The following is a 25,098-nucleotide window of genomic DNA, read 5'->3' as shown; positions in this document are numbered from 1 at the left end:
TAAAACAAGACTGGTTTTTTTATGGTGCCCGCCTGCCCGTATTATAAAACACCACTGACACACAAAAATTTTATGCGGAACTACTTGCGATAAGCAGAAACAGATACACTCAAAATGACTGACCACTCTGCTTCGCAATACCCGTCACACTACAAAAAAATGCCCCCGGATTCCGGGAGCATTACTGAACATTTCTTTTTCAGGTACGCTATTATTCCGCCGGGTCCAGTTTACTGATGGCAGTGATAACGCCGCCCTGTACCTCGAGTCCGCGGGTAGCAGAGGCAGTCGCTACATCGATATTGTAAACATAACTGCCCGCTTCTGTCGTGATCCCCACATTTACTACACTGCCGTCTTCAGAAACATAGTTGTTCATGTTGGTTACGCTTACGATCCCGGAAGCCTCGGGAACCCCGGTAACCTCGGTAACCGTTTTGTTGTAAACATCGATAACAACATAGATATTTCCGCTGCTGTATGCCGAGGTCTTTTCTTCTTTCATAATACCAATGAACCTGCCGTTACCGGCATAGATATGATCTGTAATGTACAGTCCGCCGGTGGCTTCTTCCAGGTTAAAGAAATAATCTTCGTCGAATTCAGTGGTCCCGTTCTTAATGCGGGTTATGGCAGAAGGTTTGGTAGATGTCACTTCACCGTTGGTAGTTGCCACCGAAGAAGAGAAGGCATAGGCATCCCCGTTCTCATCCACGGTAAGCCCGTTTACGAAATAACGGCCTATATAGCTGGTCCGGTCATCGTAAATAACGGTTTCCAGTTCCATTTCCGGATAGGAATACACGGCAATATTGGCCTCGTCGGGATATGCTGTCCCGAAAGTATCATTACAGCAGGCCTTTACCGTAAAATAAGGCATATAGACCTTGTCTCCCACCTGTGTGATCCAGGAAAAGAAGGCGAGTTCCCCGTTTTCCTTATCGGCCAGTTCCCGGGTATTGATCTGCCCTTCGTCCACAAACTGCGAGGTTTCGGTGTTCAAACGGTACCAGTAGGCATAAGGCGCATCCGCACTCCTCGATATCTTCACCATAAGGATATCGTCATCCACGGCGGCAAAAGCCTGTACGGTTTCAGACTGAAAATTGGACAGCCTTTCCAGTGCTCCTTCGTTATTCAACTGGTAGGTGGTCACCGCACCGGGGTTGCCCTGCCCGTAGAGGAGGCTGAAAAACCTGTTGTTGCTGGTTACGTAATACCGGTATGTCCCGTCCTGTTCAATACCGTTCCCCTGTGTGGTAATGGTGCCGCCGGTCAGATCGTCTGCCGTAAGGATGTAATCGGCCACACCTTCGGAGGCTGTGGGAGTTGCGGTTATTATATATTTGGACTCCGCCCCTGGTGTGCCCTCGCCGCCATTATCGCCGGGAGTGTCGTCATCACTGCTGCATCCTGCAAAAAATGCTGCGGAAGCCAGGGTAAAAATGCTTAAAAAGTAAGATGATTTTCTCATTGTGTATATCTGGTTTTATTTATAAATTAAAAAAAGGTGTATTTGATCTTTCCCGTAAAGTTCCTTCCGGGTTTTTGTAAACTGAAATTGTCATAGAGGTTCCTGTTCAGGATATTCCGGCATTCCAGTGTAAACTGCAATTTGTCTTTCAGGGTATAGGTAATGTTGATATCGTGGGATAGCTGTTCCGGGATACCGTATTTGGTATTTTTCCCGCCCCTGCCGGGCCAGAAAAGGTAAAAGGCATGTACATAAAGCATATTGTACCCGATACTCATGGTATCTTCCTTCCGCAGGCCGGAAAACGTATAAGACACATCGGCATTGCCATACAGGTAGGGTATATTGGGAATCCGGTCGCGGTACACATCGTTTTTTGTAGTACCGCCGTCCAGGAAACGACTGTTATCCCGTAAATCCTGGTAGGTTACGTTCACCCCCGCCGTCAGCTTGTTGCCGTACTGATAGCGCACCTGCCCTTCCACTCCTATATTGGTAACACCGTCCAGATTATCCATGATCTGCATAGCCTGGTTGGTATTGAGCCGGCGGTATATAAAGTTTTTGGCATCCCTGTAAAAACCGTTGGCACTGAAATGCAAACGGTGCCGTTCCCCGAACTGCCACCAGTAGCCGGCACCGAGGTTAAAATTGTGACTGTGTTCGGGCTCCAGGTCAATATTGCCTTCAAGGTTAATCAGGTCGCCGTACAGCTCCTCGTTGTCCGGAAGACGATAACTTTTTTCGTACGAAGCCTTTAACTGGAAGTTATCGGTCAGGAAACAGGTCACGGCCGCTCCGTATCCCGTATAGTTGAATTTGTTCAACTGGTTTTTATAGGCCACGTCCCCGTAGTTCCCCGAAGGATTATAGGCCAGTGCGTATTTGTTCTGCTGAAAGTACTGCTTGCCGAACACGGTGGCATTCCAGTCGTCAGACTCATACCGGTAGCCGAGGCCTGCTATATTTTTCAGGGTTTTCTGCGGTTGTTCGTAAATGTCGCTGTCCGGGTCCAGTTCGTCCTCCCCTTCCCGGCTGAAGGTGTTGAAGGTATTGTTTAATGTAAGCTTGTGATGCTCGCCTATGGCATAATCCCAGTTGGCCGAAGCGAGACCGTTGTTATTCCTGAACTTATAGCGCGAATAGGACCGTTCGCCGCCCGGGTTGGGATACTCCTTGTACTGTCCCAGCCAGTTATACCTCCTGTTGAGGGTATCGATGTTCTTTTCCTGTCCGAAATTGTAATTCGCATTGAACCTGAAGTCCAGGCCCTCCGTTAAAAAATCGTCCTTTTTATATTTCAGGGTGGGCATTATAATATTTCCCTTGCGATGCCATCCCCCGAAAACACTGACCACCCGGGCACCCGTCTGGATCTCCCGGTAACTGTTCCCCAGGGTAACTCCAAACAGCAGCCTGTCCGCATAGGATTTGTTCACCACCCCGATATTGGCTACCACCGTTTCGTTGTGGTATGTATCGTGAAACCTTCTTACGGTACGCATGGGATAGTATTCCCCGGTTTCGAGATCAGATACTTCCACATCCATCTTATAATTGTTATCAGAATAGTTTTGAAATGCATTGATCTGTGCCGTAAACCCGGATTTGGCCACATAAATGGCATTGACCATAGACCTGTGCGTATTAAAAGACCCGTAGGAATAGGAAGCATCGAGATGGCTTTTTTCATAGGTGTTGGTAATGATGTTCACAGCTCCCCCCAGAGCATCCGAACCCAAGCCAATGGGTACCACGCCCTTGTAAACTTCAATCCGCTCCGCGAGGTTTATGGGAATGTTATTGAGCTGGAATGATGAACCGAAATTATCCATGGGGATACCGTCAATAAAAAACCGGACCTGCTTTCCGCGAAACCCGTTGATGGAAAAGTTCATCTGCGATCCCACGCCGCCGCTTTCCCTTACCCTTATACCGGAAACCCTGTCCAGGGCATGCCCCAGGTCGAGCGTGGTGTGATGGAGTTTCCGGGCATTGACCACGCTGACGTTATAGGCCCTTTCTTCTACCTGCCGGACAATACTTTTGCCGGAGAGCACAACTTCCTCGAGCGAATAAGGTGATTCCTCGACCCTTATACTTACCTTATTGGGACTCCCCTTTTTAACTTCTATCGCCGCTGTTCCGGGTTTGTAGCCCATGTAGGAAGTCTCCAGGATATACCTGCCTTCGTTAAGCAATAATTCGAAATTCCCGTTTTCATCTGTTACCGCTCCGTCAGCAGTTTGCCGGACCATCACGGTAGCCCCGAACACTGCCGCTCCCGAACTGTCTGTAACCGTACCGTTAACGCGGACTTTCCCCGATTGTGCGATCATGGAAACCGGCAGCAGCAGGAGGAACAGCAGTCTCCATAACTCCGGGTTTTTATACCTTTTATAACTTGTTGTTTGACACACTTTATACTTATTTAGACTTAATTATTACAATTGCGCAAAAATATTCCTTTCCGCCCCTTCGGAACCTACGCAAAACGGAGGATTATCTACGTAAAGCAGAATAATCGCTACTTTCGGGCAACGGTTTTACGTTTTAACCGGAGTACTACTGCAAATGCGATAACCGACAGGGAAATCCAGAACACATCGACCACGAAGATTTGGGAATATCCGCCGGAAAATGTTGTCCAGGGCCAAAGGCCTGTTCTGAACCCGTTGGCTACGGGTACCAGCAAACCGATACCCCCTCCGAGGATCAGCGTAGCCTTGTTTGTAAAGCAGGTATCTCTTTTTATCAGTAAAAGTACTGAGAGTGCCAGCCAGCTCCAGAAGAAAACAGTATAGATAAAGTGTTTCCTGTCATCGCCGGCACCATCCGCAAAAAGCTTCACCATAACAAAGGTGAATGCCGTAACGGGGTACAGTCCCAGGCAAACCGCCATATAAACCCGTACCAGCCATGTATTGAATCTCCGTTTGGCGCTGGCCACGTTTTTCTTGTCTCGCGCCACCAGCCAGATCAGCACCCCCGACAAAATGACAAAACAGGTTACCAGGCCGAGAACGAGGTATATCACCTTCATCCCATAGCCCCCGAAATCCCCGAAATGAAGCCTGGCCAGTATATCTGCCGATCCTTCCACATAGGATATTTCCCCGAAAGGATCTTTTTCATCCACTATCCTGCCGTCCTTCGCACGGAATGTAACATAGCCCCCGCCTGTCAGCCGGTCCCGGAACAATGGTGCTCCCCTGACTTTTATATGCATGTTGACATCACCGTAATTCATGACCTGAAGCCCGTTGATCTCCATTTCCGGCCATTTTGCCTTTGCCTGTGTTATACAGTCGTTAAAGGACATCTCTCCCTTAAAGGGTTCTCCCGCAAACGGGTATTCCACGGTTTTTTCATAGGTCATGCTTTCCTGCATTTTCCCGCCGTCATCATTGAACAGTACGGACGGTACCGGTGCGAGCATTACGGTATAACCTATAATGAGGTAAACCCCGGTAAAAGCAAACATAAACTGATAGGGCAACCCTATCATTCCAAGGGCCACATGCGCATCGGTCCATATGGTTTTCCATTTCGCCCCGGGCCTGAACACATAAAAACCGGAAATGATCTTCTTCCAGTGGACGATCACCCCGGTAATCACCGCAAAAAGAAAAAAGAACGCCACAAAACCGGCCAGGTAGTACCCGGATCTGCTGTGAAAGTTGAGGGGAGCAAAAAAATGCAGGCGATAGAAAAATTCTCCCAAAGAGTAGTTTTCCGCATAATTCCTTTTTGTCCGGCTCCCGGGGTCCAGGTAAAAGAATCCTCTTCGCCTCCCGCCTTTCGAACCTTTCTGCAGGGTAGTATCCTTGGGTGGCGACATAAAGGTCGAGATCCTTCGTTCAAAAAAGCGGTGTGAAAAATTGATATCCCGGCTGTACAGTTGCTGTTCTTTTTCCAGGGCTTTAAAAACCGCATCGTAATCGACTTCGGCGAAGTAGCCTCCGGTAATGGGTTCATTGCGTTCCCAGGCATTGATCTCGTCCCTCAGGAAGGATATCGATCCCGCAAAAAAGATCACATAGAGCAATGCACTGATAATAATACCACTTATGGTATGCGTGTGGAAAATAATATTATAAACTCTTTGAGACATAACCTAAACCAGGGGGTTAACAAGATTACCGGAATAAATAAGAACAGTGAACAACAGGGAAATCCCGAGATAAATCCCCCATACTATCCAGCCGTTCCGGGCCAGGAAAGCCAGGATCATCAATGCGGCCCACAGTATGGCCCCTCCGAACCGCAGGGTCATGAGCACATTTCCGGTATCCAGCCATACGGCAAGGGCCATGTAAAGGGTTTCCGTAACCATATATCCCCCCAGGAAGCCAGCGGATATTTTGGCAAAACGTTGTAGTGGTGACCTGGTGAGGTATTTTTTGTTAGGCGGCATATTTCTCTGTACTATAGTGATGTGCTGGAAAACTTTTTAACAGGTAAAATCATGTGGAAATGCGGTGTCTGCTTTTCACCGGCTACCCCGTTCCGGGTGTTTTCCCGGTTTTACCAGTACGGTAATAACATATTTTTCCGGTCCTTCGGCACGGAGCTTTCCCTTGCCTGTCATGTCAAACATTTTAAGGTCACGAACCGTAAACCCGGTCGCCCTCGCCGTGTTTGCCACGGCCACAGCTTCCTCAAATTGTCCGCGGGGGCGGTGTACCAAAACCATGATCCCGTTTTCGGTAAGCACCCTGTATCCTTCCCGGAGGACTACCTTCGAAACCGGCTCCCCGGCCGGGCTAACATGCAGAACCCGGTGAAAAAACCCGACTACATAAGGGACCTTCTTCCCGTCATACAATTCAAAAAGGGCTTTCCGGTCATTAATGTGGTCGGCAAACACCGCGGTTGCTTTCGCAACGAGTTCCGGGGCGGTCTCCAGCCCGAAATAGTGTACCTTCCACATATTGTTCACCAATTCGGTCACCAACGGTACAGGGCCGAATGAAATATCCAGTATCCTGGACGCCGGTTCTATATTCAGGGCATCAACCACATCGGCCTTCAACTTTGTTTCACTTGTTTTTTCCCCGGTCAACACGCTTTCATGATTAGTGTTCTCCTTTAAACAGTACAGGTATTCCCCCTTCCTGTTTACGGTTTGTATTCCTTTCCTGATTTTTGTCATGACGCTTTCCCGTAAAAGGATTCCCGCTTACAAAAACATCTTTTAACAGTAGTATTTATTTAGATTAATTTCAAATAAATATCTTTGACAGCAAATATATGGCAAGCCGGGTAACCGGAAAATACGTCAAACGGAGAAAAACCTACGCCATAAGGAATTAAAACCAGCTACAGAAAGATGGACGTGCTGCACATAGATATAAACACCCGGGCACAAACAGCCTTTAGCTTCGGCACTACGGTAACCACCAGGAACCCGTGCGGCATTACCACCTCACGTACGGTCTTTGAAACCTCTCCCGTAAAAGGATGGCACGAAGAAATGCAGATGGAGGATTTTAAAATAATACAGGCCAGGATGAAGTTTAGCGAAAAACCCGGAATCAGCTTCAATTATTCGGGTAAAGCCGTTGAAATGCTCTTTATCCTGAAAGGTTCCTTTAATGTCCATTTCAATCTGCCGGAAACCCGTCATGGTCTCAGCAAACATACCCATAACCTGTTGTATTGCGACAATACACACGGTATTTTCGAACCGGCCCATAAAGAATTACATTTTATATGCATACGGCTCCGTCCCGAGTTTTTTGAGAAATTCCTGCCCGCAGAAAAGAGTTTCCATACGTTCCGGACAGCGATCAGCAACCGTCGTACGGGCTACTTCAACAATGTCAATTACCCTGTTTCGCCACAAATGCACGTTCTTCTCCGCGATATCCTGAAAACCGACCGGGAAAGACATTACCTCAAGATATTCCTTCACGCCAGGGTACTGGAACTGCTTTTCCTGCAAATCGAACAATACGGCAACACCCCGCTGAACACCCAAAACCGCCTTTCCCCTTCCGACAGGGACAAAATATACCAGGCCCGTGATTACCTTCTTAAAAATTACGGACAGAAGATCACGCTGAACGGACTGGCAAAAAAGATCGGCACCAACGAATTCCTGTTAAAGAACGGGTTCAAAACGGTTTTCGGGACTACGGTATTCGGCTGTATCCATCATTTGCGGATGACCAGGGCCAAACAACTGCTCCTGGAACAAAAGCTGACGGTAAGCCAGGTTTCCGATATTGCAGGGTACAAAAACCCGCAGCACTTTTCAACGGCATTCAAGAAAAAATTCGGTATGGTACCGAGTAAATTTAAAAACGGGTAGAAACAAAGTACATGATCATATTTGAAGTAATAATCCCAATCAACCAAAAGAAAAAACACACATATCCCCGAAACCTTTAAAAAATACTTTTTATTTATTTTTATTAAATCTAAATAAATATATATTTGCGCTGATTTATGCGGCGCTTATGAACTATACTTTACCCTGTTTACTTATCTTTCTCGCCATATGTCTGCCGGTCCGGGCGCAACAACTCGTTAGCGGGACCCTGCTCGACGACACTACCGAACAGCCCCTGGAAGGGGTCAGTATCGTAGACCGCAAAACCGGGGAATGGACGCTGTCGCTCGAAAACGGTACCTTCGAAATTCAGGCGGACCCCGAAGATTTCGAATTACACTTTAAGATCCTCGGTAAGGAGGAACTCGTTTACACCCCGGAAAATCTGGACCATTTTGACGACCTCACCATTTACCTGCGCGACCATAACCTCCGCCTGGACGAAGTGGTCCTTGTTTCCGATACCAAAAGGTTTTCAGAAATCACCCTGGAAAAGGAAGCCCTGGACGAATCCCAGGCCTTTTCCGTATACGAAGTGCTGCAACAATTACCCGGGCAGTCCGTCTCGGAATTCCAGCCCAACGGTTTTAAGAATATGATATTCCGTACGGCAGACGTGGAAGAAGATCTTGGCAGGGCAACCAACAACGAAGCCTTCGGGAACAAGGCTTTCGGAACGGCCATCCTTATCAACGACATTCCCATGTCCAATAACGAGAACATGCAAAGCTATGTCTCCAACCCGGATAATATTTTTCATCCTTCTTTTATTGGATTTAATATAAATAACGGGGCAGCCTCCTCCTCTGTTACCAATGCCAATTTCGGGGTGGACCTCCGGGAGATCCCCACTTCCACCATTGAAAAAATAGAGGTCATACAGGGCATTCCTTCGGTAAAATACGGCGACCTCACCTCCGGGGTGGTAAACATAGAGACCAGGGCGGGTGAAACGCCCTACATGGCATCCGTATCCCTTCAGGACGGGACCACGCAGTTCAATTTCGGTAAAGGTTTCCGACTTAGTGAAAAAATGGGAGTCCTTAATGTTAATTTCGATTTCCTCAATGCCGATGCCGACCCCCGCAACCGGCTCGACGTTTTTAACCGCTACAATTTCGGGATGGTATGGAGCATTTCCAATCCCCTGAAAACTGTTAAAAACACCCTGAACCTCGGCTACAATTATAAAAAAGACAATGCCAAGCTCGACCCGGACGACAAAAAAGAACAAAAGACTAACAGCAGGTCCCGCGGGATCTCGCTCAAAAACAATTTTAAATGGAAACCGGAAAAGGCCTGGGCCGACCACCTTTCGTTAAACTTCAGCCTGAATTATACCGAGCAGTTTTCCCATACTTCAGGACTTATTAACAATGCTCCGAAAATTATTCCCCTCAGTATGGAAGAAGGGGTTTCCGTACCGGCCTTTACCCCCACCCAATACCGTGAGGTCAGGGAAGTTGACGGGAAACCCATAAGCGGATTTATAGACCTCGGCCTGGAAAAATCGCTGGAAACCGCCAACCGGTGGAAACACCATATCCTAATCGGTGCTTCCCTCAGGTACAGCGATAACCTGGGAAAAGGCCGGATCGCCGATGCCGGTTCTTTTGACACGGCACTGGGTATAAAAACCGGAAACGGCGGCTCGGGGAGAGGCTTCCGTCCCTATGACTTTTCGGAAGAAGTACGGGCCCAGCTGCAATACGGGTTTTACCTGCAGGATGATATTTCCCGGAACTGGGACAACAAGACCCTGGTGCTGTCCTCCGGTATCCGCTACGATATCCAGAACGGCTATTCCACCCTGTCGCCCAGGGTAAACGCCTCATTTTCGGTAAATGACATCAGGTTCCGGGGAGGAGCGGGACTCACCTCAAAAGCCCCTTCGCTCAATATGGTATATACCGGGCTGAGATATCACGACACCGCCCTGAACCTTACACCCGGTACCGACAAAGAGACCTTTGCGGAACTCATGCCGGACGGCCGCCGTTTTGCCCTGCTCTATACCGATATTTCGGAAGGTGACAATACAGAACTAAAACCATCGCGAGGTTTCCGGAGTGAGGTGGGGATCGATTACAATTCCGCTTTTGCAAAGTGGAGCCTTACCGGCTATTACAACCGCCTTTATGACGGGTTTACAACAGAACAGTACTGGCTTACTTCTCAATTCCCGGTAGTGGAAATCAACCGGAATACCGTGCCTTATGAATACGCGATCAACGGTTATGCCCCGGGTGAGTATTTTGGCCTCAACAGGCAGGTCAACGGCTACGAATCTACGGATAAAGGGATTGAGCTTATGGCCAACTTTAAAAAGATCCCTTCGCTGGGACTACAGTTCGGGATCAACGGGGCTTATGTACAGACCGAGAGCAGCAACAGTATTCCCGGCACTGTAATAAGTTCAAGGTTTTACGCTCCCGTAGCGCCCAGGAAACGGTGGGGCGTCTTTAAAGGTGCGGTTTCCGAATCCGAGCTGTTCCGGCTGGGGGCCAATATCCGGTATCATCTTTCCGACATCGGGTTGCTGATCTCCCTGCGTTCCGAACACTTTTTTATCGATAAAACATATACCCCGGCAAGCAACAGATACCCCTATGCCTATATGGACACCGGGTTCAATATTAGCCCGATCCCGCAGGAAGACCAGACCGATGCCGACCGCTACGGAGACATTTTCAACAGGGACGCCTGGGGCGAAGAGCTCATCAACGACGTCAACACCGCATACCACAATTTTCACCTCAGGATATCCAAGGATTTTCTCAACGGTTTCCGCTTTGACTTTTACGTCAGCAACTTCCTGAACCTCAAACCTACTTATGTGGATAACGACGGGGATGTAAACGATATTAAAATAACCCCGTTGGCATTCGGAAGTAAAATAAGTTATCAATTCTAAACACCACCAAAAATGAAAAAATTTCTATTCTTATGCAGCTTAACGCTTAGCCTGATCTTTACGGCTTGCAGTAATGATGATGACCTCGGGGGCGAAGTCCTTCAACCCGTAAGCTTTACGGTAAACCTCGCCTATACCGAAGATTTCGGCGGAGACCCGGCAAACGGGGTTACGGTAACGCTTACCGAGACCTCCACCGCCCAGGTCTATACCGGGGAATCGAACGCCAAAGGCGTCGTGTTTTTCGAAGCCGTTCAACCCGGTACGTATGACCTTTCGGCCACTATTTCCTTTACGGGAGAAACCTTTGAAGCCCGATTCGGCTTTTCTTCGGAACAGGAAGCGGTCAACTTTAACGGCGGACAGGAAAAAGTGGTCATAAACGAAAACACGGCCGCAGCCTCCGTGGAGCTCAAAACCTCAAGAGTGGGCGACCTTCTTATCAAACAGATCTATTATGCCGGGTCCGATACCAAAGACGGAGCCGTGTTCCGGGACCAGTTCATCGAGATTTACAACAACTCCAATGAAGTGATCTATGCCGACGGACTTTACGTGGCACAATTATACGGCGAAGCCGCCCTCAGAACGCCTTTGGAAGACTATCACCAACCCAACGGACAGTACGACTGGAGTCAGTCCATAGACATGAACAACGATCCCGCTGCCAATACGGATTACGTATATGCCGACTTTATATTCCGGGTGCCCGGAAGCGGGGAAGAATACCCTATTGAACCGGGTGAGAGCATTATCATTGCACAAACCGCCGTAAACCACAAGGAAAACTATATCGATAACGACGGCGACATGATCGAGATCAACAACCCCGACCTTACCGTAGACCTCAGCAATGCCGATTTCGAGGTATATGTAGGCAACGGGTTCGGATCGGATATACAGACCCCGGTAACGGATATGGAGATCGCCTATTTCAGGGGCGGTAATGATATGGTCTTCGACACCAACGGACGAGACGGTTTTGCCATTTTCCGTACGGACGAAGAGATCGATACCTACCCGCTTTTCAGGAATCCGGACGAAGATGCGGACAACGAACCCAAGTATAAGCAGATCCCGAATTCCTTACTTATCGACGCCGTGGACATTACAAGGGAAGACCAGAGCACCCCCAAAAAACTGCAGGCCGAATTTGACGCCACCAGTATATTTTGCCCGGCCGGACGGTTTTCATCCCAATCGGTGATCCGGAAAACCAAAACCACTATCGCAGGAAGGATCGTATTAGAGGATACCAACAATTCGGAAGCCGATTTTACCGTACTTGAAAAAGCAACCCCACGCGGGTTTGCAGAATAACAGTTTAAGATGAGTACATGAAAAAGAGCATTCTACTTTTATCCTTATTGTTGTTTACGGGAAGCCTTTATGCCCAACAGGACAGTATTGCACTGAACCGGGCCGGATTCTATGCTCCTTTTCAGGAAAAACTGTGGGAAACCCCCGTGATATGGCGGGGGCTTCCTTTAACGGATTTCACCAGTACCGGGCTGTACGCCGGCTATAAAAAACAGGATTTCAGGCGTACGCAATCCCCGCGGGAAAAAGCCCTGGTGGGCTTTGACACACACGGAATTTACAACGCAAAAAACGATATCCTGCTCTTCGGGGGAATGTCGGCCGAACGCTCATACGAAAAAAGCATCCCCTACAACCTCACCTCCGAACGCACCGATGAAGAGATTGTGCTTTCGCCCCACTATTACCTGGCGGAAAGAGCGGCCAACTGGGAAAACCAGCACTATAAGGTCAGGGCGGGACTGTCTGCCACCCTGTTCAAAAATATAACTATCGCCCCCAAGGTGTATTACCGGGTGCAGAAGTTTTTCCGCACTTCCGACCCGAGACCGGAGATCACTTATCACCATTACAGCGGCGAACTGCAACTGGGCTATACCCTGAGCAGACATACATTTTATGCCCTGGCATCACTGGGCCGGCGGACACAAAAAAACGATATTGACTATGTAAACGACCTCGGCCGGATCGATTCGGACGCCGCCATGCGATTTTCCGTTGGCTACGGGCGTATCATAAGGGACCCGATTCCCAATGAAACAAGCAGCATAAAAGAGAAAATATTCCTGGAACAATCCCTGGAAAAATACGGCCTGGGATATGCATATACGCTAAAGGACGGTGTACTGAACCTCAACTACCGTTTCCGTGAGACCCTGGAAGACCTTTACGAAAGTTCCAACCTGACTGACCTGGAAGAAAAACTGTTCCGGTTCCGGGTAAAGGAACACAAAACCGATATCACCTTCCTGAAATATGCAGACGATATTTCCTATACCCTGGAAGGGAGTTATACCAGTACCACAGCAGACAATTACAGCCTGATATCACCCGTAGGGCAGAATTTCAGGCAGGAACGGGAACAGCTATCCCTGTCGGGCGGAATATTGTCCCGGAACGGGGAAAGAACGGTTTATGACATCCGTTCCGGCATTACATTCAATGATCATCAGATCAGGGACTTTGTAGCTTCCGTCGATAAAAAAGTCAGTTCGCTCGAAATTTCATTCAAAGCCGACCGCGACCTGTGCCAAACGGAGAAAACCACCTGGAATTCCGGTATTTTCACCTTGTGGTATATACCGGTAACGGAAAGTTTGGATACGCCCTCCGACAGGAACACATTTATGGAGAACATCATCCTGCCCGACCAGGATTATGACGCTTCTTCCCGTCTGGATGCCGGAATAAACGTATCCTGCACCATACAGGCAGGCAACGGTAAGAACATAAAAATATACGCCCGGGGATATAACCGGTTTATTACGGACAGATCGGAAACCTATGCCCCCTCCCCGTTGTCGCAGGGGAGCAATTTCGGGCTTAACGGGGGAATACAGTTCAATTACTGAACAGCATTGCCGCTACGCCGGATCAGAAAAAACAAAATATTGTTAGTCTGTACGTTATCGAATAACGAATTTTGAATATCGAATGATGAAGTTTTAAACACCTCGGAATTCTATGGCTCAACATTCGATCAGGTTCCTAAGCCCGGCCGAAGGATTCGGCATTCACAAATCACAAAAATGAAACAAAGCATAACACTCATAGCCATTATTATCCTTACCGGGGGTATCCTGGCCTTTACCAGGCAGCCTCCGCAGGAAAAATATATCCCCGTCAATGAATTAAGGGCCCTGTACAGCAGCGGTGACCAATCCCGGTGGCCGGAACCGTTCCTGGACAGCACGGTAGCTCCCGGCTTCGAAGACATTGGCTCGCTACCGGAGATGAGTTTCCCGCAGGACAACCCGTATTCCGAGACTAAAAAGGAACTGGGAAAATTGTTGTTTTTCGATCCGCGATTGTCCGGTTCCAAACAAATAGCCTGCGCGTCCTGTCACGATTCCGAGATCGGCTGGGGCGACGGGAGAAGGTTTTCTTACGGGCATAACAGGCAACTGGGCGTCCGTAATTCCATGACCCTGTTTAATGTGGGCTATGCAGACAGCCTGTTCTGGGACGGAAGAGCGGCATCGCTGGAAGAACAGATCCACTTTCCCCTTAAGGATACCCTTGAAATGCATTCCGACCAGCAGATCGCCGTACGTCATATCCGGGATATCAGGGGTTACGGAACATGGTTTCAAAAAGCTTTCGGTGACACTTTGGTCACCTTTGAACGCATAAAAAAGGCGTTGGCGACCTTTGAAAGAACCATTGTAAGCGAAAGTACCCGGTTTGACCGGTTCATCCAGGGAGAATCCGACCGCCTTTCCGACCGGGAAGTCCTGGGACTGCACCTGTTCCGTACCAAGGCCAGGTGCATCAACTGCCATAACACGCCCCTGTTCTCCGACAATGAATTCCACAATACCGGGCTTACGTATTACGGTCGTAAATACGAAGACCTCGGCAGGTATGACCATACCGGGAAAAAAGAGGATGTGGGCAGGTTTCGTACGGGTTCGCTGAGAGAGATCGCCGTAACCGGGCCCTATATGCACAACGGGCTTTTCCCCCATCTCCGGGGCGTTATCAACCTCTACAATGCCGGAATGCCGCACCCGAAGCGGAAAGCGCACCAGTTAAACGATTCCCTCTTCCCGCAAACATCCCCCCTTTTGCAGAAATTACACCTCACGGATAAAGAAAAGCTGGCATTGCGGGCCTTCCTGTTTACACTGACCTCCAGGCAGCGACGGGAAGCCCCGCCGGAACTGCCACAATAGTTTTTGTGTTAATACGAGATACCTGATTAACCGAATATCCCGGTAACCGGGTAACTAAGTCCGGAGGGTGACACACTTCCGGTTCCCCGGCAGGTTAAGCCCCCTGAAGGTGCTCCTGCCTTTACTACCGCACCAGAGTACCTTATTCATGACCGGATGATCCGAAACCCCTTTTTGTCATTTAAGGGGTTGTGTTTACGCCGAACCGGGCTGTGTTTACAGCGGACATAACCCTGTTTGCAGCGAACACAATCCCTTACGCGGTCGTAACCCCTTATATGGCCGTTTTCCGGGGTTTAAAGCGAAAAGAAACGGGAGTTGGGGAGTTTTGGAGTTTTGGAATTTTGGAGTTAAGGTTATTGAATTATCTGGATTTATAGCTTATAAACGACTAAAAAACTCATTAACTAAGAAGTCTTGGAGTTGAGGAGTCAATAGGTTGTTAAGTTGTTTAAATTGTAGCTTATAAACGCGCAAAAAGAAGTTGTTTATCCAACTAAATGACTAAAAAACTCATCAACTAAGAAGTTTTGGCGTCTCGGAGTTGATGAGTTAACAGGTGTCAGTATTTACGAAACAATCGGCTTATGTGTGCTTATGGCGATCCGGTTCAGGGTGTTTATGGTAACAATGGCCATTATGATTTTGGAAATATAATGTTCATCAAAGAGGGCTGCAGCCTTTTGATAAGTTTCGGATGACAATCCTTGTTGTGAAATAAGAGTGATCTCTTCGGTCATCCGGAGGATAACCTGTTCCTCTTCTGAAAAGAAATCGGTTTCCCTCCAGGCGGATAACACAAAGATCCTCTGGTCTTTCTCTCCCTGCTTCAACGCATCCCTGGTATGCATATCAAGGCAGAAAGCACAACCGTTTATTTGTGAAGCCCTGATATTGATGAGCTCCGTATGTACAGAGTCAAGGTCGCAGGTTTTTACGTATTTCATCAATTCGCCCAGTGCTTTATAAGCTTTGGGTTCGGCAGTATTGATCTGAACGCGTTTTTCCATGGTCTTTTGTTTTTGTCGAATAAGTTATTGGACTATTGGGTGTGGTCACCGGCATAATACCCCCCGGTAATTTTACGGTGATATGCACCCCGGGTTTGTGGCCCCGGGATCTATTTTTTCCAGTTTTGAAGCCTGTCCAGGTACAAATGGGATTCTACATAGGCTCTCTGGTCCTTGCCGGCCATTTTTTCCAGCAGTTCCAGTGCGGAAATATAGGAGGCCAGGTTGCCGTTGGACGACAAGAACTTACCGTCTTCGACATAGCTTATTTTCGAATCGTCCTGGACTTTAAGTTCGGGATAGTTTTCCTGCAAATGGCCACCGCCGCCGATGTAAGTCACAATTTTCTTCCCGTCGGCAATTCCGGAGGCTCCGATGAGATGTGCCCCGGCGCAGTTGCTCATCGTATAATCGGTATTTTCGTTCTGTTGTTTTATAAACCGTACTATTTCCCGGTTTTCTACCTGGGCTTCCATTTCATAGGCACTCGGTACGATTATAATATCCAGTTCCGGGGCATTCGATAATATGTAATCGGGGAACATTTTCAATCCCTCTTCACTTACATAGGCCTTATAAGACTCTGCTATGATAATGACATTAAATAAGGGCTCCCCATCCCTGTCGGGTTTTGTGAAGACATCCATCGGTGCGGTAAGTTCCGTGGTCAACACCTTATCGAACAGTAAAATCCCGATAACCGGGAGGTCCGGGTCGATCGGTTTGAGGTTTTCCGACAATGCCCCGGTATCGGCTTTATAAAATGTATTGTGTCCGTCCGCCATATTATTTGAACTTTTCGGACTGCAACTTGCCGATGTGTCCGTTTCCGTTTTCCGGGTGGCGGCAGTGTGGTTTTGCGTTCCCTTTTTGTCGGTATTCTGCTGACAACTGCATAAAAAGGCAGTTATGAAGATGAATGTAATTCGCGCTATCATTTTTGTCCTGTTTTTTGGATTTCAGTGACAAAGGTAACGACCTGTTTTACCAAAAAACTTAAACTGGTTTAATAACGGTTTTTACGTATTTCACTTACGTACTCCGGTGTCAATCCCAAAAACGAAGCAATGAGGTACTGGGGTACGCGCTGGGCAAATTCGGGAAACTGTTCGATAAAGTGAAAATAGATCTCTTCCTTGGAAAAACCATAGAGGTACTTCACCCGGTTCAGGGCGGCTCCGTAGGCAATTTGATATATCTGCCGGAAATACACTTCCCAGACCGGGAATTTTTCCAGGAGTTGCCCGTAATTTTCTCCCGAGATACCACACACCTCGGTATTTTCAACGGCCTGAATGTAAAAGTCACTGTTTTGTCCCTGCTGAAACGTCAGGAAATCCCCTATCCACCAATGTTCTATGGCAAACTGTACGGTGCGGGAGATCCCCCTGTTATCAATAAAATACTGCTGGAGGCAACCCGATGTCACGAAATATATCTTATGATTCGGGCTTCCTCCCTGCGCGAGGTGTTCCTTTTTCCTGAACGAAAGGGTTTCGAAAAAGGGAAAAGAGGCTTGCCAGTCTTCCTCCGTTAAAGGCGAAAACTTTTTGGCGTGGGCAAATAACCGGTGTTCCTTGTCCATCATCTTACAATAAAATATTCCTGTAAAAATACAAATTCAAAAAGGACGGCAACACCATTCATATGCCTTTTAAAAATACTTCCCCCGGAGCAACAGTCGTTTGTTTTAAAAGGGGATATTACCATCGCTTTCTTTCAGTTTAAATCCGGTGATTATAACGCTTTTTTATCGTGTTCCGGATTGTCATGGGCATATTCCGTAGGTGTCATTCCGAAATGTTTCTGGAAATTCCTCCCGAAACTGGTCTGCGATTTGTAGCCCACGTTTTCGGAGACTTCATAAATTTTCAGGTTGGTGGTTTTAAGCAGTTCCGCTGCCTTTTTAAGCCTGCTTATGTTTATCAGTTCGTACGGTGAAAGATCCGAGATTTCCTTGATTTTCCGGTAAAGCGTGGAACGGCTCATATGCATGAGATCGGCCAGCATGTCTATATTGAGGTCGGTATCCCTGAGGTTTTCATCAATGGCCTTGTCCAGTTTAGACAAAAAGGTCTTGTCCAGGTTCGAAGTGGCCAGCGATTTCAAATGTGCCAGCGGAGAACTCGAATAATGCCCCAGTATCGTTTTCCTGTTTTCCAGCAGGTTGGATATCTGTACCTGCAGGTGGTCCATGGAAAAGGGTTTTGAGATATAGGCGTCGGCACCGGACTCCAGGCCTTCTATCTTGGCATTAAGTGCACTCCTCGCCGTAAGCAGGATCACCGGGATATGGCTGGTTTCCGTGTTTCCCTTTACCATTCTGCATAGTTCCACCCCGTTGGTTATGGGCATCATAATATCACTTATCACCAGTTGTACTTCGTAATCCGTGATCATTTTCCAGGCTTCCCTGCCGTTCCCGGCAAGGACCACATTGTAATTTTCAGACAATTCGCTGTATATAAAATTTGCCAGTTCCTTGTTGTCCTCCGCCACCAGGACCAGGGGCACGCGTCTCTCAAAACTCGGTTGCGGCCTTTCCCGGTCCGAAAGACCGGTCTTCCTGTGGTCTGTTCCCAGGGTTTTAAATTCCTCGTCCTGGTGAACCGGTATGTTGAGGACAAACGAATTTACCTCATGTTCATTTTCATCGATACAGAGCTTGCCGTTGTGCAGTTCGGCAAGGGAATGCGCAAGGGAAAGCCCGATGCCCGTTCCCGGGTTTTCAGTTTCCCCCGGGAGCCTGAAGAACGGTTCGAAAATACGTTTCCTAAGGTGATTGGGTATCAACGGTCCGTCGCTTTTGATCCAGATCCGGAATTCCGTTTTGTTTTTACGGAGTATGACGCGCACGTGGCTTTCGGAATATTTTATGGCATTAATGAACAGGTTACTCAATATTTTCTTTATGGCCCCTTCATCTACAAAGGCGTATACGTCGTCTTCGTCCTTTATCAGGTCGAAACGCAGTTTTTTTTCCTGGATGAGCTGACTGAACCGGACGTACGTTTCTTCCAGTACCTCACTGATGTTCACCTCCACAAAACTCAACTTTACATGTTTCATTTCCGTCTTCCTGAAATCCAGCAGTTCATTCACCAGGTTAATGAGCCTTGAGGTATTTTTTTCCATTATCCTCAGGTTTTCCGGGATCTCGGGAGATTTATACTTTCCCCGGAGCAGTTTTTCCAGTGGACTCTTGATCAGTGTCAGCGGTGTCCGTATTTCATGGGCAACATTGGTAAAAAACTCGATCTTGGCCTGGTAGATCTCCTTTTCCTTTTCGTTTTCGAGCTGGCGGATATGCCTGTTGTTTTTGTTCCTGGTATGCCGGTGATAATAGCGCAACAGGATATAAAAAAGCAATAAAAGCAGCAGGGTGTATATGGCATAGGCCGTATTGCTGGCCAGGAAAGGCGGCAGGACCTTTATTTCCAGTCCGTCGTTTTCGGCACTCCAGACTTCATGGCTGTTCAGGGCCTTCACTTTAAATTTGTAATCGCCGGGGGGCAATTCGGTAAAATTTACCTTGTGGTTCTTGTCCAGCGCAATCCAGTCATCGTTCAGCCCTTCGAGTTTATACCAGTACCTGGTCATTTCGGGAGCGGTATAGCTCAGGGAAGCAAACTCCAGGCTAAAGGAAGACTGTTTATTGTTCAGGGTGATTTGCCGGGAATATGAAACGGATTTTTCCAATGGCGAGTTTTTCTCACCAACCGGAATTTCCCTGTTGTTTAGCTTTATATCGGTAATATAGACCGGAGGTTGATGGTTGTTTTTAATAAACCGGTCGGGGTTAAAACGGATCAACCCGTTGACACCGCCGAAATACATCGCCCCGTCTTCATCCTTGAATGCAGAGCTATAGTTGAACTGGTCGCTGAGCAAGCCGTTCGACCTCGTGTAGATTTTTAGTGTTTCCTTTTCCGGGTTGAACTCAACAAGCCCGTTGGACGTACTGATCCACAGGTTTTTGTGCTTATCTTCAAGAATGGAATAGGTGACATTGGTAGGAAATCCGTCTTTTTTGGTGAACCTCCTGAAATTATCCGTTCCCTTGCGGAAAAGATTGAGGCCGTTTTCCGTAGTGATCCACAGCCTGTGCTCCGAGTCCTCGAAAAGACCGTTGACTACGTTTGAACTGAGGCTGCCGGGATCGTTCCGGTCATACCTGTACACTCCTTTTTCCTTTGTTTCGGGGTCAAAGTAAAACAGTCCGTCCCAATACGTCCCGGCCCAGAGCACCCCGTTGTGATCTTCGGTAAAACAGGTGTAGTGGTAAGTTTCCGGAAATCCCTGCACTACCCTGAACGCGTCCTTTTCCGGCAGGTATTGATGGATTCCCGAGGAGGTAAGCACATAAATATCCTTGTTCCGGGTCCGGTAGATAAAAAATATGAAATCGCTCCGGAGACGGCCTTCATCCTCCCCTGTTCCGAAATGTTTGATGACCTTTCCGGAGTTGATATCCATAATATCCAGGCCGTGTTCAAAAGTACCTATCCACAATTTGTCTTCTACGGGCAACAGGCCGTGAATATTATAATGCGATAAACGGCCTTTTTCCCCGACGGAGGCATAATTGGTGAATTTTCCGGTTTCCGGATCAAACCGGTTCAGGCCGGCGTCTTCGGTACCGATCCAGAGGTGTCCGAAACGGTCTTTTTTGATCTCGCGGACCGCATTCCCGCTGATGGAGTTCTCCCCCACCCTCGGGAAATACCGCTGAATCGGTGTAAACTGCTTGGGATAATAATTGATCCCCCCGAAATAGGTCCCGATCCACACGCCCTGTTCTTCATCCAGCACCAGGGCATAAATGGCATTGTCGGACAGGGAATACGGATTGTTGTAATTTTTACGGAAGTTTTGATAGGTGTTGTCCCGGAGGTTGTAAATGTAAATCCCCGATTCGCTCGCAATCCATAGTTCATCCTTGTTTTTTCTCAGAAAGTCGCGGACAAACAAGGGGTGCTCTCTTTTGTCCAGTAAACCCATCAATTCCTTTTCCCGTTGCTTGTAAAGAAAGGCCCCGCGATTCTTCGTCCCTATCCACAAAGAGTCCTTTCCTCCCGAGGTGATTGTTGTGATAACAAATTCCCTGCCCGTTTTATCCGCACCCGCCAAATCGATTTTCCTGAAGGAATTATTGTCGGGAACAAATTGATACAGCGCTTCCGAAGAAGCAACAAATACTTCTCCCGATGCATTGCCTGTTAAAAAAGAGGTGTGGAACTGCTTATATCGCTCTTCCCTGCCGGTGGTTACATCAAGCCTGTGCAGGTTACCCGCTGCTATAAACCAGATATTTCCTTCCGGGTCACTTTGAATATCGAGAATGGGCTGGTTTTTGGTGCTTTCCACCAGTGTAAAAGATTCGGTTTTCTCGTCGTACCGGAATAATCCCGTATCCGTACCCACCCAAATGTAATTATGATACTCGTGAAGGCAGCGAATAAAATTGCTCCCTATACTTTTCTCATCTCCCGGCTGATGTTGAAATAATTTGAAATTATAGCCGTCATAACGGTTTAACCCGTCTTTTGTGCCAAACCACAAAAACCCGCGGTTGTCCTGTAACATACAGATCACGGAATTATGGGAAAGTCCGTCCTCTACCTGCAGTTTCTTAAAGGCATAGGGCTGGGCGTAAGACTTCCCGATGAAAAGACAACACATTAAAAACAAACAGCATCCTCGCATAACTCTGCAAATCAATTCATTTAATCCAAAACCGGCCCATACAAATTATTCCATTTTTCCACAAATCATGTCAAAATACACTGTTTTTTCCGGATAGTAAAAAAGTTGAACCCTTTTGAAGAAAAATTGAAACAATTATCCTGCCTGCATCCCGAATAAAATAATCTACTTTGAAAAACACAATTTAATAATATTTAAGTTCTCATTTTTAATAATCCGTAAAATAAAAACCAAAAAACCGAGCATTCATTAATTATGACTATTCCCGGTTTTATACTGAAAAGGTGACCGACCGGGACACTGGTTCAACAAATTGTTTCATCACGACCAAAATTCAATCCCGATGCTCCCGATCCCGATAACTATTGGGATATCGGGATCGGGATCAAAACTGAAATTCTATGAAAACTAAGCTAACTCTTGTTTACAGATTTAAATTCATTTTAATTCTGGCACTGTTCTGGGCGCAAAGTTCATTCGCGCAGGACACCGTGGAAGTTTCCGGAAAGATCACTGCAACTGACGGAACCCCCATTCCGTTCGTGAACATTGTGGTCAGGGGCGCCAACACCGGAACCTCGGCAGACATGGACGGAAATTACGCCATTACCGTTGCCCCGGACGCTACACTGATATTCAGTTATATCGGGTTTCGCACACAGGAGATCCCCGTAAACAACCAGACCACATTAAATGTACGGCTGGAGGAAGATGTCGCAGCGCTGGACGAAGTGGTTGTTGTCGGTTACGGTACACAACAGAAAAAAGACCTGACCAGTGCCATTTCGGTCGTAAAGTCCGACCAGATCCGGAAACGACAGACCACCACCGTAGCCGAAAGCCTCCAGGGACTGGCCCCGGGCGTCAATGTCCGTGGCGGCGGCCAGCCCGGGCAGGAAGCCAGGATCGAGATCCGCGGGCTTAAAAACCTCCGGAGTGCCAATCCGCTTTATGTTATTGACGGATTGATCACCACAGCCAACCGCGACTTTAACCCGAACGACATCGAATCCGTCCAGATACTAAAAGATGCGGCAGCAGCCGCGATATACGGCTCCAGGGCGGCAAACGGCGTGGTCATCATCACCACCAAAAAGGGAAAAAGAGGGCCGCTCAAGGTTACGGCCAGCTCAAAAATGAGTTTGACGGAAGTGCCCCGCTACGACCTCGCCGGACAGGAAGAATTTGTAAGGCTCAACAATATGGCCTACGACAATGCCGGGCTCCCGAGACAGGAACTCGACCTGAGTGTAAATACCGACTGGCAGGACGAAGTGTTCAGAACGGGCCTTATCCAGGACCAGAACGTCAGCTTTTCCGGCGGCGGGGAAAATTCTTCCTATTTTATTTCGGGAAATTATTTTGGTAACAAGGGCACGGTGGTCTCTACCGATTTCGACCGGATCTCCCTCCGTGTAAATACCAGCGGCAGCAAGGGGATTTTCAGCATCGGTGAAAACCTGGCCCTGTCAAACGCCAAAACCAACGAGATCGGGGGGCCGGAAACTTTAAGAGGAAACCCCTTTATCGATGTGGTGCGTATGTTCCCCACCATCCCGGTTTATGACGACGAAAACCCGGGAGGTTTCGGATACGGGAAATCGGGAGTAGCCAATACTTTTGCGGCAAACCCGGTGGCCATTGCCAACCTGATCGACCAGGAAGTCGAAAATTTCAGGATCAGGGGAAATCTCTGGGCGGAGATCGATCCTTTCCCCTTCCTCAAATACCGTTTCAATTTCGGTTACGAAACCAGCTTTGACGACTATTTGTATTTGCGGCGTGAGGGAAACTGGACATTAAACCAGCCTTACGAACCATCCTTTACCAATCAGAACAAGGCACAGTCCGAAACCAAACTTTTTGAGAACACCCTTACTTTCGATCACGAATTCGGCAAGCACGATATTACCCTCGTGGTCGGGACCACCTACCAGAAGAACAGGTACGAACAGATAAACGGAACCAAGAGAAACCTGCTGGTAAACCCCAATACCGGTGAATATTTTGATGTGCTGGACCTGGGAGACCAGGCACGGGTAGGCGGTTTCCGCAATGAATCCACGCTCATATCCTACCTCGGAAGGCTGGAATACAATTACGACAACCGCTACCTGCTCAATGCCGTACTCAGACGCGACGGTTCCTCCAAGTTCAGCGATGAGAACAAATGGTCCAACTTTCCTTCGGTCTCACTGGGATGGAGGGTAAGCAATGAGAATTTCTTTAATTCCGAAAAGATCAGCGACCTGAAACTGCGTGCCAGCTACGGGGAACTGGGGAGCGGGAATATAGACAATTACGAGTACCAGGGCTTTATCAACACCTTCGGGGCCATTGTCCTGGGAAATGACCAGGTGCTCTATCCTTCCGCTACCCAGGTAAGGCTGGCCAATTCACAGCTCCGGTGGGAAACCCTGAAACAGACCAATATCGGGCTCGATCTCGGGTTGTTTAACAACAAACTCCAGGTAACAGCCGATTACTTTATAGCCCGCACGGAAGATGTGCTCTTCGGATTTCCCATTCTCCTGTCTACCGGTAATGACGGCGGAAGCCCGGTCACCAACGCCGCGACCGTGGAGAATACGGGCTTTGAGTTCAATGCCGCCTATAACCAGGTGGTCAACGATGACTTCAGCTTTAACGCTTCCGTAAACCTCAGCACGCTTCGCAACGAACTGATCTCCCTCGGTAACGGTTTGAACGAAAGCATCCAGGGCAATACCATAACCCGTTCCGGGGAACCCGTAGGCATGTGGTATGTACTGCAAACCGATGGCCTTTTCCGGAGCCAGGAGGAAATAGACAATTATACCAATTCACAGGGAGCGGTTATCATGCCCGATGCGCAACCGGGGGATATCCGCTTTAAGGACGTCAATGACGACGGGCAGATCACCAACGAGGACAAAACCGTGGTGGCCAGCCCGTGGCCCGATTTCGAAATGGGCTTCAACGCCGGGGCACAATACAGGAATTTCGACTTTTCCATGAACTGGATCGGCTCTTTCGGCGCCACCGTTTACAACGGCTTCAGGAGTATTGTGGACCGGTTTGACGACGACAGCAACTACCGAGCGGGGGTACAGCCCTGGACCCCGGAAAACCCCGATACCGATTTCCCCAGGGTAGTGAAAGGAACCTCCCTGAGTGCCCGGTCCGACAGTGACCGCTGGCTCGAAGACGGAAGCTTTGTACGGTTGAAATATATCGGTATAGGCTATAATATCCCGACAGACGTACTGGGCAAAATAGGTTTTACCAAGGCAAGGATCAGCCTTTCTGCACAGAACATTCTTACCATAACCAAATACAAAGGGCTCGATCCGGAGTTCAGCAACAGTAATATTTTCCAGAGGGGTGTAGATCTGGGCTCCTTCCCTAATGTGCAAACATACTCATTAGGTGTTGAATTTGGTTTCTAAACAAAAAACAATCGC

General features: G+C 48.1%; 15 protein-coding genes. 6 read left to right on the top strand and 9 right to left on the bottom strand.

The window, feature by feature from the left end; translation table 11 throughout:
- Positions 1–211: 211 nt before the first annotated feature.
- The 5 genes from LS482_RS18825 to LS482_RS18805 all read right to left on the bottom strand — a co-directional run bounded on the left by LS482_RS18825 (position 212) and on the right by LS482_RS18805 (position 6,629).
- Entirely contained in the window at positions 212–1,474 is a 1,263-nt protein-coding gene (locus LS482_RS18825; RefSeq protein WP_233029061.1) for a DUF4374 domain-containing protein, read from the bottom strand.
- 26 nt (positions 1,475–1,500) lie between these two features.
- A complete protein-coding gene (locus LS482_RS18820) occupies positions 1,501–3,894 on the bottom strand; it encodes a TonB-dependent receptor (protein WP_233029060.1) in 2,394 nt (797 codons plus the stop codon).
- A gap of 107 nt (positions 3,895–4,001) precedes the next feature.
- Positions 4,002–5,588 (bottom strand): PepSY-associated TM helix domain-containing protein, encoded by a 1,587-nt coding sequence (locus LS482_RS18815; RefSeq protein ID WP_233029059.1) that lies wholly within the window; start codon positions 5,586–5,588, stop codon positions 4,002–4,004.
- Between the two features lie 3 nt (positions 5,589–5,591).
- Positions 5,592–5,891 carry a hypothetical protein gene (locus tag LS482_RS18810; RefSeq protein WP_233029058.1) on the bottom strand — a complete coding sequence of 100 codons (300 nt, stop codon included), beginning with the start codon at positions 5,889–5,891 and terminating at the stop codon, positions 5,592–5,594.
- Positions 5,892–5,966: 75 nt separating this feature from the next.
- On the bottom strand, positions 5,967–6,629 hold the full coding sequence (locus tag LS482_RS18805) for a class I SAM-dependent methyltransferase (RefSeq protein WP_233029057.1): 663 nt from the start codon (positions 6,627–6,629) through the stop codon (positions 5,967–5,969).
- 177 nt (positions 6,630–6,806) lie between these two features.
- Between LS482_RS18805 and LS482_RS18800 the strand changes: the two genes are divergently transcribed.
- The 5 genes from LS482_RS18800 to LS482_RS18780 all read left to right on the top strand — a co-directional run bounded on the left by LS482_RS18800 (position 6,807) and on the right by LS482_RS18780 (position 14,939).
- Positions 6,807–7,790, top strand: a complete 984-nt coding sequence (locus tag LS482_RS18800) for a helix-turn-helix transcriptional regulator (RefSeq protein ID WP_233029056.1) — start codon at positions 6,807–6,809, stop codon at positions 7,788–7,790.
- Between the two features lie 148 nt (positions 7,791–7,938).
- Positions 7,939–10,725 (top strand): TonB-dependent receptor, encoded by a 2,787-nt coding sequence (locus tag LS482_RS18795; protein ID WP_233029055.1) that lies wholly within the window; start codon positions 7,939–7,941, stop codon positions 10,723–10,725.
- A gap of 12 nt (positions 10,726–10,737) precedes the next feature.
- Complete coding sequence (locus LS482_RS18790; RefSeq protein ID WP_233029054.1) at positions 10,738–12,045, top strand: DUF4876 domain-containing protein; 1,308 nt, start codon at positions 10,738–10,740, stop codon at positions 12,043–12,045.
- A gap of 17 nt (positions 12,046–12,062) precedes the next feature.
- A complete protein-coding gene (locus LS482_RS18785) occupies positions 12,063–13,616 on the top strand; it encodes a DUF6850 family outer membrane beta-barrel protein (RefSeq protein ID WP_233029053.1) in 1,554 nt (517 codons plus the stop codon).
- Between the two features lie 177 nt (positions 13,617–13,793).
- Entirely contained in the window at positions 13,794–14,939 is a 1,146-nt protein-coding gene (locus tag LS482_RS18780) for a cytochrome-c peroxidase (RefSeq protein ID WP_233029052.1), read from the top strand.
- 569 nt (positions 14,940–15,508) lie between these two features.
- Here LS482_RS18780 and LS482_RS18775 read toward each other — a convergent pair.
- The 4 genes from LS482_RS18775 to LS482_RS18760 form a co-directional block, all read right to left on the bottom strand.
- The gene (locus LS482_RS18775) at positions 15,509–15,949 is read right to left on the bottom strand and encodes a carboxymuconolactone decarboxylase family protein (protein WP_233029051.1); all 441 of its coding nucleotides are present in this window, start codon (positions 15,947–15,949) and stop codon (positions 15,509–15,511) included.
- 110 nt (positions 15,950–16,059) lie between these two features.
- The gene (locus LS482_RS18770; protein WP_233029050.1) at positions 16,060–16,887 is read right to left on the bottom strand and encodes a DJ-1/PfpI family protein; all 828 of its coding nucleotides are present in this window, start codon (positions 16,885–16,887) and stop codon (positions 16,060–16,062) included.
- Between the two features lie 68 nt (positions 16,888–16,955).
- Positions 16,956–17,537, bottom strand: coding sequence for a Crp/Fnr family transcriptional regulator (locus LS482_RS18765; RefSeq protein WP_233029049.1), 582 nt, complete (start codon positions 17,535–17,537; stop codon positions 16,956–16,958).
- Positions 17,538–17,686: 149 nt separating this feature from the next.
- Positions 17,687–21,631: a hybrid sensor histidine kinase/response regulator transcription factor gene (locus tag LS482_RS18760; protein ID WP_233029048.1), complete on the bottom strand. Its 3,945-nt coding sequence runs from the start codon at positions 21,629–21,631 to the stop codon at positions 17,687–17,689.
- Between the two features lie 425 nt (positions 21,632–22,056).
- On the opposite strand from LS482_RS18760, the gene LS482_RS18755 reads away from it, so the two are divergent.
- Complete coding sequence (locus tag LS482_RS18755; RefSeq protein WP_233029047.1) at positions 22,057–25,083, top strand: SusC/RagA family TonB-linked outer membrane protein; 3,027 nt, start codon at positions 22,057–22,059, stop codon at positions 25,081–25,083.
- Positions 25,084–25,098: the final 15 nt, after the last annotated feature.

The organism is Sinomicrobium kalidii, from assembly GCF_021183825.1.
GTDB classification, from domain to species: domain Bacteria; phylum Bacteroidota; class Bacteroidia; order Flavobacteriales; family Flavobacteriaceae; genus Sinomicrobium; species Sinomicrobium kalidii.
The sequence above is the reverse complement of the archived record's forward strand: the minus strand, read 5'-3'. Positions and strand labels throughout refer to the sequence as shown.

Excerpts from the sequence above, each read along its gene's own strand:
- LS482_RS18790 (WP_233029054.1), top strand. The coding sequence starts at position 10,738 with ATGAAAAAATTTCTATTCTTATGCAGCTTAACGCTTAGCCTGATCTTT.
- LS482_RS18755 (WP_233029047.1), top strand. The coding sequence starts at position 22,057 with ATGAAAACTAAGCTAACTCTTGTTTACAGATTTAAATTCATTTTAATT.
- LS482_RS18770 (WP_233029050.1), bottom strand. The coding sequence starts at position 16,887 with ATGATAGCGCGAATTACATTCATCTTCATAACTGCCTTTTTATGCAGT.
- LS482_RS18775 (WP_233029051.1), bottom strand. The coding sequence starts at position 15,949 with ATGGAAAAACGCGTTCAGATCAATACTGCCGAACCCAAAGCTTATAAA.
- LS482_RS18810 (WP_233029058.1), bottom strand. The coding sequence starts at position 5,891 with ATGCCGCCTAACAAAAAATACCTCACCAGGTCACCACTACAACGTTTT.
- LS482_RS18805 (WP_233029057.1), bottom strand. The coding sequence starts at position 6,629 with ATGACAAAAATCAGGAAAGGAATACAAACCGTAAACAGGAAGGGGGAA.
- LS482_RS18785 (WP_233029053.1), top strand. The coding sequence starts at position 12,063 with ATGAAAAAGAGCATTCTACTTTTATCCTTATTGTTGTTTACGGGAAGC.
- LS482_RS18795 (WP_233029055.1), top strand. The coding sequence starts at position 7,939 with ATGAACTATACTTTACCCTGTTTACTTATCTTTCTCGCCATATGTCTG.
- LS482_RS18825 (WP_233029061.1), bottom strand. The coding sequence starts at position 1,474 with ATGAGAAAATCATCTTACTTTTTAAGCATTTTTACCCTGGCTTCCGCA.
- LS482_RS18815 (WP_233029059.1), bottom strand. The coding sequence starts at position 5,588 with ATGTCTCAAAGAGTTTATAATATTATTTTCCACACGCATACCATAAGT.
- LS482_RS18765 (WP_233029049.1), bottom strand. The coding sequence starts at position 17,537 with ATGATGGACAAGGAACACCGGTTATTTGCCCACGCCAAAAAGTTTTCG.
- LS482_RS18800 (WP_233029056.1), top strand. The coding sequence starts at position 6,807 with ATGGACGTGCTGCACATAGATATAAACACCCGGGCACAAACAGCCTTT.
- LS482_RS18780 (WP_233029052.1), top strand. The coding sequence starts at position 13,794 with ATGAAACAAAGCATAACACTCATAGCCATTATTATCCTTACCGGGGGT.
- LS482_RS18760 (WP_233029048.1), bottom strand. The coding sequence starts at position 21,631 with ATGTGTTGTCTTTTCATCGGGAAGTCTTACGCCCAGCCCTATGCCTTT.